Origin of the sequence: Hallella colorans (assembly GCF_003096815.1) — a bacterium.
Lineage (GTDB): Bacteria > Bacteroidota > Bacteroidia > Bacteroidales > Bacteroidaceae > Prevotella > Prevotella colorans.
On sequence record NZ_QENY01000032.1, the window covers coordinates 1 to 15,169 of the forward strand.

18 protein-coding genes and 1 pseudogene are annotated in these 15,169 nt (G+C 39.9%); 13 read left to right on the plus strand and 6 right to left on the minus strand.

The window, feature by feature from the left end:
* The 5 genes and pseudogenes from C7379_RS11780 to C7379_RS11800 all read right to left on the minus strand — a co-directional run.
* Nucleotides 1-440 (minus strand): annotated as a pseudogene (locus C7379_RS11780) (diguanylate cyclase); the annotation flags it as partial.
* A 47-nt stretch (nucleotides 441-487) separates the two neighbouring features.
* Nucleotides 488-1,186 (minus strand): HmuY family protein, encoded by a 699-nt coding sequence (locus tag C7379_RS11785; RefSeq protein WP_116617457.1) that lies wholly within the window; start codon nucleotides 1,184-1,186, stop codon nucleotides 488-490.
* A complete protein-coding gene (locus tag C7379_RS11790; RefSeq protein ID WP_116617458.1) occupies nucleotides 1,183-3,534 on the minus strand; it encodes a TonB-dependent receptor in 2,352 nt (783 codons plus the stop codon). The genes C7379_RS11785 and C7379_RS11790 overlap by 4 nt, the downstream gene beginning before the upstream one ends.
* 78 nt (nucleotides 3,535-3,612) lie before the next feature.
* Nucleotides 3,613-4,254, minus strand: a complete 642-nt coding sequence (locus tag C7379_RS11795; protein ID WP_116617459.1) for a DUF4903 family protein — start codon at nucleotides 4,252-4,254, stop codon at nucleotides 3,613-3,615.
* A 5-nt stretch (nucleotides 4,255-4,259) separates the two neighbouring features.
* On the minus strand, nucleotides 4,260-4,481 hold the full coding sequence (locus C7379_RS11800) for a hypothetical protein (RefSeq protein ID WP_116617460.1): 222 nt from the start codon (nucleotides 4,479-4,481) through the stop codon (nucleotides 4,260-4,262).
* A 334-nt stretch (nucleotides 4,482-4,815) separates the two neighbouring features.
* On the opposite strand from C7379_RS11800, the gene C7379_RS11810 reads away from it, so the two are divergent.
* From C7379_RS11810 to C7379_RS11880, 13 genes are all read left to right on the plus strand, one after another.
* Entirely contained in the window at nucleotides 4,816-5,313 is a 498-nt protein-coding gene (locus tag C7379_RS11810) for a helix-turn-helix domain-containing protein (RefSeq protein ID WP_116617462.1), read from the plus strand.
* 326 nt (nucleotides 5,314-5,639) lie between these two features.
* Nucleotides 5,640-5,780, plus strand: coding sequence for a hypothetical protein (locus C7379_RS12790; protein ID WP_165815072.1), 141 nt, complete (start codon nucleotides 5,640-5,642; stop codon nucleotides 5,778-5,780).
* Between the two features lie 2 nt (nucleotides 5,781-5,782).
* Nucleotides 5,783-7,318: a DUF7833 domain-containing protein gene (locus C7379_RS11820; RefSeq protein ID WP_116617464.1), complete on the plus strand. Its 1,536-nt coding sequence runs from the start codon at nucleotides 5,783-5,785 to the stop codon at nucleotides 7,316-7,318.
* Between the two features lie 29 nt (nucleotides 7,319-7,347).
* Nucleotides 7,348-8,370, plus strand: coding sequence for a toprim domain-containing protein (locus tag C7379_RS11825; RefSeq protein WP_116617465.1), 1,023 nt, complete (start codon nucleotides 7,348-7,350; stop codon nucleotides 8,368-8,370).
* Between the two features lie 27 nt (nucleotides 8,371-8,397).
* Nucleotides 8,398-8,997: a hypothetical protein gene (locus C7379_RS11830; protein ID WP_116617466.1), complete on the plus strand. Its 600-nt coding sequence runs from the start codon at nucleotides 8,398-8,400 to the stop codon at nucleotides 8,995-8,997.
* Between the two features lie 168 nt (nucleotides 8,998-9,165).
* Nucleotides 9,166-9,744, plus strand: coding sequence for a hypothetical protein (locus C7379_RS11835; RefSeq protein ID WP_036925937.1), 579 nt, complete (start codon nucleotides 9,166-9,168; stop codon nucleotides 9,742-9,744).
* Nucleotides 9,745-9,757: 13 nt separating this feature from the next.
* A complete protein-coding gene (locus C7379_RS11840; RefSeq protein ID WP_116617467.1) occupies nucleotides 9,758-10,270 on the plus strand; it encodes a hypothetical protein in 513 nt (170 codons plus the stop codon).
* Between the two features lie 179 nt (nucleotides 10,271-10,449).
* Nucleotides 10,450-10,680, plus strand: coding sequence for a hypothetical protein (locus C7379_RS11850; RefSeq protein WP_231564429.1), 231 nt, complete (start codon nucleotides 10,450-10,452; stop codon nucleotides 10,678-10,680).
* A 22-nt stretch (nucleotides 10,681-10,702) separates the two neighbouring features.
* Entirely contained in the window at nucleotides 10,703-11,305 is a 603-nt protein-coding gene (locus tag C7379_RS11855; RefSeq protein WP_116617468.1) for a MerR family transcriptional regulator, read from the plus strand.
* Nucleotides 11,302-11,628 (plus strand): hypothetical protein, encoded by a 327-nt coding sequence (locus C7379_RS11860; protein WP_103003531.1) that lies wholly within the window; start codon nucleotides 11,302-11,304, stop codon nucleotides 11,626-11,628. The genes C7379_RS11855 and C7379_RS11860 overlap by 4 nt, the downstream gene beginning before the upstream one ends.
* A gap of 466 nt (nucleotides 11,629-12,094) precedes the next feature.
* Nucleotides 12,095-12,808 (plus strand): DUF2786 domain-containing protein, encoded by a 714-nt coding sequence (locus C7379_RS11870; protein WP_036929371.1) that lies wholly within the window; start codon nucleotides 12,095-12,097, stop codon nucleotides 12,806-12,808.
* Nucleotides 12,809-13,199: 391 nt separating this feature from the next.
* Entirely contained in the window at nucleotides 13,200-13,979 is a 780-nt protein-coding gene (locus C7379_RS11875; protein WP_116617470.1) for a ParA family protein, read from the plus strand.
* Between the two features lie 11 nt (nucleotides 13,980-13,990).
* The gene (locus C7379_RS11880; protein WP_116617471.1) at nucleotides 13,991-14,347 is read left to right on the plus strand and encodes a hypothetical protein; all 357 of its coding nucleotides are present in this window, start codon (nucleotides 13,991-13,993) and stop codon (nucleotides 14,345-14,347) included.
* 96 nt (nucleotides 14,348-14,443) lie between these two features.
* Here C7379_RS11880 and C7379_RS11885 read toward each other — a convergent pair whose 3' ends face one another.
* Nucleotides 14,444-14,734 (minus strand): hypothetical protein, encoded by a 291-nt coding sequence (locus tag C7379_RS11885; protein WP_103003527.1) that lies wholly within the window; start codon nucleotides 14,732-14,734, stop codon nucleotides 14,444-14,446.
* Nucleotides 14,735-15,169 lie beyond the last annotated feature (435 nt).

Here is a 15,169-nt window from a genome sequence, read left to right on the forward strand (position 1 = left end):
TTTCGGGTATAGTGTATGAGATAGGCAGAGGCTTTGTCCAACAGTTCCAACCACTGATTCTTAATCACAGGATACTGTACCAAGTCTTCGGCGGCGTTCAGCACGCGACGCATCTCCTCATTCTCGCAATAGTAGTGACGAATGGGATGATCATCAGGCAAGGTTGGAATGCTGTAATCCATCATCTCCTCCAATAGCTTGTTGAGCTCGGAAAGATTTTCCTTGAAACATTCCTCGGGGTCTTCTTCCGTCATTGTCTGCTCCATCAAGGCATAATGATAGGGGCGCAGCTTGCCCACTTTCTCTTTCAGTTGTCGTTTGGCTTCCTCGAGCGAAATGGCGCCAAGGGCGTATTGCTTTTTGATGTCAGCCAAATATTGCAGTCGTTCTATCTCTATCGCGGGCAGGTGGCGCCGCATTTCGCATGTTTCTTTTTTCATAGGAGTTGTGTTTTTGCGTTTACGATATAACGAGCGAAACGTATGTTTTATTTCAGCTCGTCACAATAATAGCTCATTTGTCCGCCCGTGTCACCTATTTCAACATCGGCTTTGTACCAACTGATAATCTGTAGTTTGAAATATCGCTGTCCATCGGCAGTGCGCACCACGTAGGTGTGAAACGAGGGAGCATAGACAGGCGGCGGACCAGTAAAAGTCATCGCTTTTGCCAATATGGGATTAGCGTTGGTTTGTGTCGATGCAGGACCGCGATTGGGGTCGAACCAAGGATTTTGCTTAAAGTCAAGCTTGTTGGCGATGAGATACTTGTTCCAATCATTTTGCGACATGGTGATACTCACCGAATGGTCGTCCACCGCCCATTGCAAATTGGTTGGCAATTGTTTTACCGTTCTCCATGTATCATAGCTGCCGTAGCCCAAATCGGCAGCACCACCTTTTCCATTGCCCGATGTTCCGCTATTCGTTCGCAAACGGTAGCCGCAAAAGGCAATGTCCCAATCGGTACGGTCGCGCTGTTCCCCTTCTTTGATATCGCTATTGGGCTTATCAAGATTGAATATTTTGCCAGTGCGCAAATTGATGTACAGCCAATCGTTGGTAACGCCAGTGGTGTATCCCGTCACTCTAGGCAGCGTTTTGCCCGTAAACTCCTCGGCATCGTAATTCACGCACGAGGACAATGCTGTCGTTAAAGCGAAAAGTATGAATATGTATTTTCTCATTTCTTTCTTTTTAATGATTTTACGATGTCATCAACAAGAAACTCCATCTGTATATATCCCCTTGCACCACAGGTGGCGGGAACATTAAACATGGTAATGCCCGAACCCAAGGTGTGTGGTATATAATTGAAGATATTATTGATGCCAAGTGTCATCTTCACTTTATTGTAGAACGTCTGCACCACTGCCAGATTACAAATCGCATAGGTAGGCAATGTGCAGCGGAAATAGGCATCGTAGCTCTTATGATGTTCTTCCACCCACACACGGTCTTGTACATCGAAGTTTTTTTCGCCCATGAGAGATGTGCTGAAGATGGCTTTCAGTCGATAGTTGGGTTTGTTATATACGTAGTCGATGCTTGCTGTTGCAGCGTGTGGCGATGTGGTGTTCACTTGTATGCCATTCTGCTTGCTCACGTTTACATAGCTATATGTTCCGTTGACGGTAAATCGGTCGAGGAAGTGCCACTTGAGGATTGTCTCAAATCCGTAGAGACGCTGACTGTTGAGATTGGTGTACTCGAAGTTGTACTGCATATCGTAAATACGCCATACGCCTTCTATCTTTTTACGAAAGAAGTTAGCATAAGCATTGACGTTCATGAAAAAGCCCTTGTTGGTATATTCCGCTCCCAAAGAGCAATAGTGATTCTTCTCTGGTTTTAAGTCTTCACTTCCCCTTATCTGAAACATTCCGAGGTGATCCCAGTTAAAAAACAGCTCCTTAATGCTGGGTGCTCGATAACCCATGGAGTAGTTGGCACGTATTGCCCAATGTTCATCGGGCGAATATTTGACAGCTATCTTTGGCATATACATAAATCCGAATGCTTTAGAGAAGTTGGTACGCACGCCTGTCGACAACATCCAATGGTTGTCTGCCGTCCATTCGTCTTGCAAGAAGTATTCTGTCTCGTGCAGTGCTCGAGTGGTCATCTTACGATTTACAAAACGGTCGCTGGTAAGTTCGTCCGAGGTGTGTTCTATTCCAAATATCATGCTGTGTCCACTGAAATAGTTACTTGTCAATGTTAAACGTGGTTGGAATATCTTACTCTTATACACTTTCTTACGCTTGTCTATGCGCTCATGGCGCTTGAACCGGTCATAGAAATCGTTGTGAATGCTAAGGTTAATGGTAAACCAATCTTTTATCGAATATTTGGCTTTAATTCCTGCCATGAAATCGCGGCTCTGTGAGAAAGTCATATCTTGTATGAGGTCGTATGAATTCATGAAAAACATTGATCCATACACCTGTACCGACAGATCTTTATTGGGTTCGTAATACAACTTTTGCGCTGCCGAGACATGTTCCGTTCCTTCAATTCCCATAGGAGACCGAGCAGCAATGCCTTTCAGTGTAATATCGTGAGGGAGGAAAGGGTTAGCTTCTTTTGTATAAGTTTTGTTGTCGTTTTCTGCCTGATACATGTAAAAGGCATCGCTCACGCTGTACAACACATCGGTTTGAGAGGTAAAGGCGTTGTGTCTTACTCCAGCAGAGAGCCACGCCTGCAAGTTAGGACGGTCGCTGTTCTTCTCAAACATGTAGAGAAAATCCTTTGGACTTGGATTTGTATAATTGCGTTCATTCATCTGCGCCCAACGCAATCCTGCTTGTATGTCCAATGGCTTATTGGTTTTCTTCGATATAAGGTTGATGACCGCTCCCGAGGCACGACTGCCATAAAGCGTGCTGCTGGCTCCTTTTACTATCTCCACACGGTCTATGGCATGCAGGTTAAAGCGTTCGTAGTCGAGATTGCCTGCCATTTCGCCCGTCATACGCTCGCCGTCTTGCAGAAAGAGAACGTGACGGGCATCCAGTCCCTGCATTGATATTTCGTTGCCAAAGCCCACTTTCTGAATATTGAGTCCAGGTGTCTCTTGTTGCAGGGCATGTTGTAGGTCGCTGTACCCTGCATCAACGAGTGCCTTTCCGCCCAATACCTGTGTGGTGATGGGCGACAGTTTTACGGGGCGCTCTGTTCGTGAACCTGTTACAACGACATCGTTCAGGTGCAGCACGTCTTCGCGCATAACAATCTTTATGTTGTCTTCGTGCGGCGATACACTTCCTTTTACGGGGACGAAGCCCGTTGCATGGACATTATAGTATAGTTCCTTTCCCTTTTCTATACTTAATATCACGTTGCCATCAATGTCGGTAATGGTATGCTTAACATCCAACATCTCTTTGCTCGTGGCATATTGCACAGTAGCCCCTACCAAAGGTTGCTGCGTACCTTTCTCAAGTATGGTTATCCTTACCCTGCGCTGTGCCTGTGCGCTTATCGCCAAAAGCAGGCAAAGGAGTAAGAATAAGAATCCTTTCTTCTGCATCGTTTCTTTTTATTTTTGAAAAAGGAAGTGAAAGCACTCACAGCCCCTCACTTCCTTTATTATCACATTTGTAACGTATTACAATCCGTGTTCCTTCTTATAGGCTGCCAAGTCCTTCTCGTATTGGGCAAACTCGGCTTCGTAATTGTTGATACGGTTCTTGTCGATAGTCTGTAAGAAACATTCGGAACGCACGTTCATCATGTTATAGTTTACGATGAAATTTATCTCATGAGTTTTTACATTCAAATATCCTATAACAGTAGCTCCGCTACCTTTCTCTATCCCACTTTGGTCTTTAGGATCGCCAGTAACTTGACCGTCTTTACCTTTGAACTTTAACCAGCCATCGCCTTTATACTCATCTTTCTCCCAAGAATTAAGTTGCATAAATTTACATTGGCATAAGAAATAAATTGTCAAAGGCATATTGCCCACAGTAAAACCATCGAGTGAAAGCTTCATTGTCTTATCGTTCACCCAATCAAATTTAAATTTTGTAGGACATCCATTTGGCAATAATGTTTTGTCAACCCCACTCATCGTAGCTTTGGTAGACAAGATAATCTCACCATTCAAGATGTTTTTTGCCTCATTGAAATATTCCTCTTTCGGATCTTTCTGTTCTAAATTCTCATCACTACTACAAGAAGAGGATCCCGCAAAAAGAACTGCAATAAGGCAAAATAAACTTATATTCGTAACAAACTTTTTCATCATTATAGCTAAAAACTCCCATCAAAAGTTACAGATGCAGGAAATGTTGGTATTGTCTGCCAGCCCGCATAAGTGTCCAGGACAAATATTTGATTAGGCACATCATTGAAATGCTTTCCATTCATGGTAACATTTGACAACGTTCCCTTGTAGTTTTGAGCACTTGCGTTGGCTGCAAAACTAAACACACTCATTACCATCAATATGGTAGAAATAAAAAAACGTTTCATCTTTTTTGTGTTTTGTTAATTATTAATTAGTGATGACCATTCAACTCCATCTATGTAGCCACCACCACTGGACAAGACCTTGAGATACTTCTTGATAAAGTCTTTTGTTTCCTGTCTGTCAAACACGTCTTGCGTACACGCAAAAGAACGGATGTTCAAGTTAGAAGTACAATTTGTTAAAAGTGTTAATTTCATTTTCGTATAATATACTTCATGTTATTGATAATCAGTAGGTATTGAAGTACTAAAACTTCAAGAAAAACACAACTGTCAATGCACAAAAAATAATGGGAAAGAAGAGATTCTGACCCGTTTAACACTTTTTGCATTGACTATGGGTAAACAATTAAATTCAAAGCATCGGCAGAAAATTGCCGAACTTCTGCAAGAGGGAAAGAATTTCAGAGAAATTGCTGAAATTCTGAAAGTAGACCGTACCACGATATTGCGTGAAATTAACCGCAATGCCGGAGATAACGGCGTGTACAATCCACAATTAGCCGAGTCTAAAACGAGAAGGCGTAAAAAACTCCAAGCGGTTTCTCCTGGAGCTGTCGCCAGACTTCCTCCCAACGTACGGGCGGAAGTTGAAAAGGTTTGGGCTTTTGAAACTCCAGCTGTCAAACGAAGGCAGTTGATTGTCGATAAGTACATAAAAGAGTATGGTCCAGTAATAGAGCAGAAACTCATTTCTCCAAGAGCAGCCATGTGTGCTCTTGCAAACGAGTTTTATATGAGCAGCAGTGCGATATACTATCTCTTGAAAAGAGAGGGTATCTATCGGGACGCAGCTCATCCTGTCAGTTTGTCTTCATCCATTTATAAAGAATAACCTTTTAATCTACTCATCATGTACTATATCGTAAAAGAAATTTATGTGAGCAAGAAACCCCTTTGGTTGGTTGACTTGCTCTTTCAGATAAATCCATCCTTGTATAGAGAGAAAGGTTCAAAAGAAATGATTGAGAACAAATTCAACATCATACTTTCTCTCATTTTGAATGCCAAAGTCAGATGGCATCACGGCAAATCCCTGCTATCTGCCATTCAAGCTGTCACTCATGATGAAACCTGTATTTGGGTCAAGGGAAACCGAGGAGTAAATTTCCTCTCTTTCCGCATAGAGTCAGATAATTCATCCCTAAAAACGAAAAACATATGAAAATCAACAACAATATTAAGACTATTACAACATTTGTCCTCGTAGACCCAAGCGGCAAAATCTTCAATGATTTGGAGAATATCAGTGAGAATACAGAAGTAAGGGCAATAGCCATTGAACCTCAAAATGACTTTTAACCATGGGAGATTACAAATGGATCGGTCTTATCAGAAAGTTCTATAATTGTTCTTTCTATAACGACAGCAATGCTGTGCAAATGTTTTTGCACATATTTTTGAATGCTCAAAGAGAGGATAAGCCTTACTTTGATCAAATTACGATGAGAGGACAGTTTCGTACCTCTATTAAAGACATCATGCAATTCTTGGAGATAAGCCGAAAGTCAGCTCGCCGTTCCTTGGACAAGTTGAAAGCAGCTGGTGTTATCCACGTAGCTTCCTTGCGACGCAATGGTGTTATCATCACCGTTCGTGATTTTTCAAAGTTTCTGGCTTTGGAAAATATAAGAGGTGGATGGGTAAAGCTGTATTATGACCTTAACTACCAAGATTTCTTTGTGAATGCACAGGTTCTTCATGTTTATCTTCATATACTTCTTCATACCTACTCAGAAAATGAGAATTACGAGGATCCGTTTTGGTTTGACCTTAAAAAAATCAGTACTTCGACAGGCATCTCTGCCGTCAATATAAAAGATAGTCTTCTGAAGTTGCGCAAGCTCGGGATCTTGAATGTTGGCTATAACAATCAGAAAAGATTATCTTCCGTGCGTTTGATAGAGTTCTCCGATTACATTAAGGACACCTATCCAGTAGCATCTGTAGGCTCTTCTGTTAGATGTGCAGCGTCGATTGAAGACACTGCAGGTTTTGACAAATCTTTCTGTGATGTAGCTCCAATGAAAGGCTCTGAAGAGGGGGACACAAAAACAGAACAAAAGGGGTTAAAAGAAGGGCCAAAAGATATGCAAAAGATAACTTCACAAAATCGTTACGAAGTGTCTACCAAGACTTTCGTAAATAGCGCAAATACAGTTAGTTACGATACTGACGGTCAAAAAGAGGGCCAAAAGAAGGAACAAAGAAGTCCAAATGTCGAAGCTACAAAAACGTCACCAAACGTTCAGCAAGGCAGCTACGCGCGCGAACATATCTCTAAAGAGAATAGAGATAAGAGAATAGAGAGTATTCATTATAATAATTATTCGCCGTCGCAGAATTTTTCATCCATCGAAGAATTGGTCTTTGATGAAGAATGGGTGTGTTCGATGCAACAGCTTTATGGCTTTGCCGACAAAGGAACGCTCTATAATGCCTTAACTTTGTTTTTGGCAAACTTGAAATGTCGCAAGGAAGAAGTCCCAGGAGACTTGAACAATTTCCTCGACTACTTCTGCAACTGGTACAAGAGAAACGAAAAGAGACTACAAAGCAAGTTGAAGGCGCAGATTCCTCCTAAGGACTACGCAAAAGTTCTTTGGGGCAAATGTATGTCAGCCTTTGCCAAGATAGTAGGCGAACGAGCTTTTGATTCTGTTTTCCAACAACTCTCTTTTGATTCCTTTGACAATGCTGCCAAGCGACTGACCCTTTGCGTTCCAAACAGTCGAATATATCACACTTTGGAGGAAAATTACATAGACACTCTTTGCATTGTATTGCACAAATTCTTTGGTGTGGGGTTAAGTCTTCAATACCGTATTGTAAATTCTTAATCAATTTTCAAAGGTTTAGTTATACGTTTATGAATGAAGCACAAAAAATACTACAGATGACCAACGGTGGTTTGACTGTGTTCACACACTACCTTGGGGAAAAGTGTCTTTCCAAGACTTTCCGAAATCCTTTCAGGGATGATAGTAGCCCCTCCTGTCACTTGTACGCAAACAAAGGAAGATACGGCAACGGACAATATTACCTGCAAGATTTCGGTGACAGCAGCTTTTGTGGCAACTGTTTCACCATAGTTGGCAGACTGTGCAACGTCAATCTGAAAACCAACTTCCGTGAAGTTCTTCAGATAATAGACAGAGATCTTGGACTTGGGGTGTTTGAAGGAGAGAAAACCAGCCATCAGGTATTGATGAAAAGAGCAACCTCTTTCCAGCATAAGGAAGATTGTTCTTCCATTACCAGTTTCGAGGTTGAGACACAGCCCTTTCAGTCATGGGAAGAAGCATATTGGAGTCAATATGGCATTGACTCTTCCATCCTTGAAAGGTTCAATGTGAAGAGTATCAAGAGCTGCACATTCACAAAATCGTCTGGCAATTCATTTGCCATTTACGGTTCAAAAGCTATTCCTACATACGGATATTTCTTCGATGAAGGTCAAGGGCTGAAAATATACCGCCCTAAGGCAAAAAACCGCTTTATGTACGCTGGTCACCTGCCCAAGCCTTATGTCTTCGGAATCAATCAACTACCAAGGAACGGTGAGTTCGTATTTATCACGGGAGGCGAGAAAGATGTCATGTCATTATCTGCACATGGCTTCCCTGCATTGGCATTCAACAGCGAGACCGCCAACATTCCAGAAGACATATTGGATGAACTTTCCAAGCGATTTCTATGTATCATCTTTCTCTACGATACAGATGAAACAGGAAAAAGGGAGTCGGCTTTACGGGTACGGCAGTATGGCAAACGGTATAGAGTACAGAAACTTGATCTGCCTCTGTCTGGTATAAAATCAGAAAAAGACATCAGTGATTTTTTTCGTTTAGGTCATACTACAGAAGAATTACAGGCTATGATTGAAACTTGAGGAATTTGAAAACCAAAACTAAGAACAATGAATAAACCTATATTCAAGTACGCAGCAGGATGCTCGGAAAACATAACGATTAGTGCATTGACAGATACAGAGTCATCCAGCATAATGGGAGTTGATCTAAAAGAATTACCAGAGATTCATTCGGTTTCCTGCCGTATTCTTTCCAAGACCTTTTATGGCATGGGAATAATCAATCAGAACAACGGAATAGAGTTTGTCAATCATGATTTGCAGGAGACTGTCACTTTAAGCAGTTCTGGCATAACCTTTATACGTTTGAAAAAGGAGTGCCGAAGCAAAAGATTATGTGTGTTCTATGATATGAAGGACTATTTAGCCTATCAGATATTACAGAAGAACGGCTTTGTCAGGCTTCCATCAGACTGTGATTTCATCATTATGTCGGATGTTAAGTACTTCATCCATATATCTATCGAGGGTGACGACTATGAGACGGTTTATCTCTACTTCCCAAACGATGTCATAGGTATGACTATTACCTTAACTCTAAAAGATCGATATGGTGGGCATGCCGTTGTGTGCAATCCTCTGTATAAAGGCTATATTAATTTGTTGCAGTTTGTAAAGGCCATTGAAATTACCACCAACAATAAATAAGTAATTATGGAATATATTATCATTATCTCTATCTTGCTTTTAGCTTTAGGAGCTGCTGTTTATTATGAAATCACTCACAGCTACAATGATGACAAGTTCAAGAAATAAAAAAATAACGGGATTGATGTAGGTGCATCTTTTCCAAGTATAAACGCTAACAAGTAAAATATGATCAACTATGTTTTAACCATTGAGACAGGTATTACGGATCTTGTCCATGCTCGGGAGTTCTATCAAGTTACCTCCTTTGAGCAAAAAAAAGAAGAATTGCTGGCATTGATTTTTCAAAAGAAAAAAATAAAGCCTTTTGCCAGTATGAAGCTCATAAGAAGCATCAGTTTTTTTATCAAACGTTCCATCACCCTTTGGCAATTACAAAGCCTTGCTAATAGAATAGAGATTATGTTCGGCCCTTCTTGCTTTCAGATTTCCATTGATAGGGCTAACAATACCGCTCACCTTCTCTGTGGTTGGATAGATAAGGAAACAGGCGACTGCATCGTATTGAATCGTACGGAACAAAAGAGGCTATCTGTTCTCATTTTAGATTTTTTGGATTTGCCACGCCCCAGATGTGCCGACATGTGGTTAAGATACTTTCTTTTGAATAAATACGACAATGATACGTCCATCTTCAGCAAACAGATAGAGTATCTTGAAAGATCAGAGTTTGAAAATCTAAGCTATCCTGTGTTAAGAGACAGTCTTAAATACGTAGAGATGGTGTGTAAAGGATTGGTAAAATAAAAATAGTTATATTATGAGATTTTTAAAGATATATTTAGCCAGTAGTTGGCGAAACAGATTTTATGACAATGTTTTGAACGTTTTGCGCATGCAAGGCTATAAAACTTATGATTTCAAGCACCCTGAAAACAATGAAATAAGCGGCTTTAGCTGGGATAAGGTCGATAAGGAATTTGAAAACTGGACTTGCAATGATTTCAAAGAAAGACTCCATCATCCCGAGGCCATTAAGGCTTTTGAAAAAAACTTCAATGCCATGCAAGCAGCAGACTTCTGTGTTCTTCTTCTGCCATGTGGCCGTTCTGCTCATTCTGAAGCTGGTTGGATGAAAGGGAAAGGCAAGAAAGTATTTGTCCTTGATATGTCAGAGAGACCAACGCCCGAGCTGATGTACCAGATGTTTGATGCGTATGTTACAAGACCTATTGATTTGATAGAGCATATTGAAACCACATTTCATGAGGATAATATGTTACTTAAAGGAAATTTGGATGCAAATGGACAGAGTGATCAAGAGACGCACTAACCTCTTGTATAATTTAAGAAAGAAAGGAGTCAGATGCTTGACCAAGGAGCGTATGATTTTCTTTCCCTATGGAGAGGATCCCTATGAAGTCAGGCAAATTGTCTGTTTATGCAACGAGTATCATTTCCATGTACAATTGGAACTTCAATAGAACATTTAATATTAAAAGTAAAAACAGAATGAAAAAGATAAAGGATTTAACCGTAACAGTAACCTATACTGTTGATTTGTATGACGTAGAAGTCAGCGAAAAAGTTTATGATGATCTAAACGCCTTGGCAGATAAAGGGCGTGTAAACTGTGATCTTATGAATTTGGACGAGCAAGTATGTACTGGTTTCGAGTGGCTTTCTGATCATATTCACGAAAGTGACGCTTGTGATTGGAATTATGAAGTTGATATGGAATAATCTTAAATGTGGCCAATAGAAAATGAAACATATATATTTTTTTATAGGTGCTGCCATTATTACCTACCTCTTAATATCGCTGGCAACATTGGATTTGATGTGGTGTGTGCACAACACTCCTTGGATATGGATAGCGGTAATACCACTCTTTCTACTCTTATATTTCCTCGTATTCATGTGCTTTTATGAAGAAATGGGATTTAGGGAAGATCGCGCAATGCAGCAGACTCTCGCGGTAGCCAAAGCCAACAAGCTGATAGAAAAGTTGCAAGAGCAACTTCCAAATATGATCCAAGGATTGGTTGATATGTCAATGGCAGAGATTAGAGACAGTCTTAGAGCGGTGAATGAAGAGCAAGCTCGCAAAGTTGCTACCCTTTCAACTGATATTTACAACGTGCTGGAACGACGTCAAAAACTTCTCGACCTGGAACGTAAGGTCAAGCAACATAAAGGACAGCCTATGCTCTTGACAAAAAGAGAAACAGCGTCCTTGTTACTTGTTGATTATTCTACCCTTAGAAAATGGGCAAGGAAAGGATTTCTTGTCCCCACAAGGATTACTCCCCACCGTGAGTTATATCGTTATAGTGATGTTCTAAAAATATTGGAGGGCAAGGTATGAAACATTTGCTTTATTTCATACTCGCTGTACTCATTGTATATTTGATAGGTTCACTGCTAATGGCAGATTTCTTGTGGATATTACATACTGGTTTCTTAGGATGGATAGGTGCCATTTTTATTATTCTGTGGTTTTTCCTGCAAATTGAGAAAGAGTATGGTGGATGGAATATAGAAGAGGAAGAAGTAGATTCATGGAATGAAGAAGATGAAAGCGATGACCAATACATTTCCAAGAAAGAAGCCCGGAAAATAGCAGAGGATGTCTGTAAAGAAATGTTTAACATAAAAGAAAACAAATTTTTACCGGACAGCAATAAATAAAAATAGTAAATAACGATAAATAGGAGAAATGATATGCCCATCAAACCCGAAAATAAATTACGCTACCCGAGTAACTGGAAGCAGATTAGAACTTCCATTCTTGAACGTGCGCACAATTGCTGTGAGTTCTGTGGCGTGGAAAACCATACCTATCGCTACAACGAGCGCACGAAACATATGGCAAGGATTGTCCTGACGATAGCTCACCTTGACCATACTCCAGAGCATTGTAGCCCAGAAAATCTCCGTGCTTTATGCCAACGGTGTCACAATCGTTATGATGCAGAACATCGGAAAGAAACACGACGTAATAATAAAAAAAGGATAAACAATCAATAACAATTATGTTTGTTTTGAAGAAAAAATATCCTGCAATAGATTTTAGACATAAATTTTGGATGGAAACATCGTCATGCCTCCCTCCAAAAACATTATATTTTGACATATAATTAAAATTAAAAGCTAAATGAAAAGTGATGATAAAATACTGGAGAAAATCAAAAAGCTATTAAGGCTTCAGAATTCCGCAGAATCATTGGGTAATGAAGGAGAGGCGTATGCTGCAGCTAATGCAGTACACAGGCTGCTTACAACATACAACCTTTCACTGGGGGATATTTCAGATGAAGAGAGGGAAACATTGAACATTACCGCATCGGACGAAATTACCTATCGTAGCCCTTACGGGAGCCAATGGAAGAGAAATCTTCTTGCTTTGATTACAGAGAATAACTATTGCAGAGCTTTAGCGATACCTTCCTGTCAACATATGATAATCGTTGGACAAGAAGACAATGTGGTTGTGGTAAAAACTCTCTACGACTATCTTGTTTCTACATTTACAAGTCTTGCACCAAGAAGAAAAGCTGAGTTTGAATATCAGCTCCGCCAAGAAGGACGTAGACTTACAGATGGTGGAAAAAGGAAGTTTCTACATTCTTATTTTATAGGTGCGGTGGTAGGATTACAAGACAACTTTGAGAGTCGTAAACCTACATCAGATGAAACAGGTCTTATGGTCTGCCATACAGCAGCCATCGAAGAATTTCTCGGCAAGGATTCTTTTTATATCAAAAAGGATTTTAAGGGAAGAAAAACAAAGGAGGATTTGATGCTTGAGGGAGTGCTATATGGACAGAAGGATGGTCAAAATATTAGTTTGAACAGACAAATACAATAATAAAATTATGAAGAATCTGAACAATAATCAAACAGACATTGGAGCTGGGCAATCACAATCAGGTAAAACCTTTTATTTTGTTGCCACCTGCTTGTTGCTCCTACTCATGGTAGATAAACCATACTGTACTTCTGCAAAAGGCTTACATCTATATCTACGAAAGTGCAGGAGAGTCAGCAAGTTGTTCCTTGCCCAAATACTTTGTGGAATCTTCAAGTTAATAAATAAATGTATAAAATCCTGTAATACAAAATAATTATATAAAAAAGTTTTGATAAATAAAATATATTATGTATCTTTGCAAGCGTATAGCTGTATATATGACTATATGTATATAAGCCAATAAAGAAATACGAGAATACGTATATATAAAGAATATAAATCAACCGATATGAACAAACAAGCAACAATTATCTCATTTGCCAACCATAAAGGAGGGGTTGGCAAGACTACTACAACAGCCAGTGTAGGCTCTATCCTTGCCTCCTTAGGTAAAAAAGTATTATTAGTAGACATGGATGCACAAAGCAATCTTACTTCCTCCCTATTAAAGGGAGAGCAAGCTGACAGAACCATCTACGATGCCCTTACCGCCTCTTGCAGAGGAGATTCCTATCGATTAGCCATTTTTCCTATTGCAGAGAATCTTGACATCGTCCCATCTTCCCTGCGTCTTGCTTCCGCTGACCTTGAGCTTGCCTCGGTCATGGCCAGAGAGCATATTCTTACAGATATTCTACAAGAGAAGAAAGCGGAGTATGACTACATTTTAATTGATTGTCCACCGTCTTTAGGATTGCTCACACTTAACGCTGTTACCGCATCAGATTTAGTCGTTATACCTCTCCTTGCGGAGGTGCTGCCCTTCCAAGGATTAACAATGATTAGCGACTTTATCAGAATGGTAAAGCAGAAACTAAATCCAAAGATCGAGATTGCAGGTATTTTGCTTACTCGTTGGGAAAAGTCCAATTTGAGTATACAGATAGAAACTGGACTTAGAGCCATGTTGGGAGATAAAGTATTTATGACAAAGATAAGAAAGAACATCAAGGTCGCCGAAGCTCCATTGGAAGCCATCAATATCGTAGACTATGATCCAAAGAGCAATGGAGCAGTTGATTACAGAGCGTTCGCAGAGGAACTATTAAGCAAAACGGAAATAAAATAAGCCAGAATACAATGAAAAAGACAATCGATCCCGATGCAATGAGTAATCTCTTAGATGGTCTTACTTCAGGAAGGCCTTCAATCGGAAATACCCCATATCCAAGCCCAGCAACGTCTGTTTTTTCAAAGGAGGAGTCAACTCCAAAGACAACAACAGTTCAGAAAAATAGCGGAAAAGAAAGGATATGCACCACCATTGATAAGACTGTCATGAACAAGATACGTGTCATATCAGAAAAAGAAGGTGTTCAAATAAATGAGCTTATAAGTTTGGGACTTGACATGCTTATAAGCAAATATGAAGAAACCCATGGACAGGTGCGTCCCAAGAAAGAAAATAGAGGGAACATTAACAACATTTTTCGTTAATGTTCTTACTACCACTTACAATGAACAGAGCGAATAACCGAGTAAGGTTCTCCGTTCTGTTCATTTAGTATATACACAACAACAATTTTCTTATCTTCAATCGTTCTTCGTTGGATTTTTCTTCTTTATTTCCATTTCTAACGCATTACGCTCCATCATTTCAAAGAAAGAATTATCGAGGAAGTCATTTTCCATATTATGCGCAAGCTGTTTCATAGTTTCCTTGTCAAGGTTTGTTGTATCAAAACCATAACTTTCCAAGTCTTCTCTCGTGATGAAAGTTATCGGAAAAAATTGATTGCCCTGCGGCTCATAATTCACAACCCCCTGCAGTACCTTATTTTTCAATTCTCCATTCGTCACCATTGCTGTCTTTATTCTTTTCATATCATTATATTTATTCTTAATATTTATTATATAGAATGTTCAATGATTTTTTTTTAATACATCCGTCAGGTTGCATTTCTTTTCCAACAAATGTGAAGGAAACTTATTATGCTGTATATACCAACCCGACCTGAAATCAACACTATTGCACACATGGTAGTTTAAGTCCTCACGTAATTCATAAATAAGTACGCCTGCCGTTTTCTTGAAGGTCTTTGCCCCAGCGCATAAACCTATAGCTTGGAGATGTGCTACTCTTTCATTCTCACAGAACCAATGATATGCCTTGCAAATTTTACCATTTACATAAAGGACAAAAATATAACTCTTTTCCATTTTGCCTGCTGTTTATAATTCAAAATATTATTCTGGGCAACCCGATTCTCAACCTTTAAGGATTTTTCGTTTCTTCGACCCGAACTTTTTTTTATTATT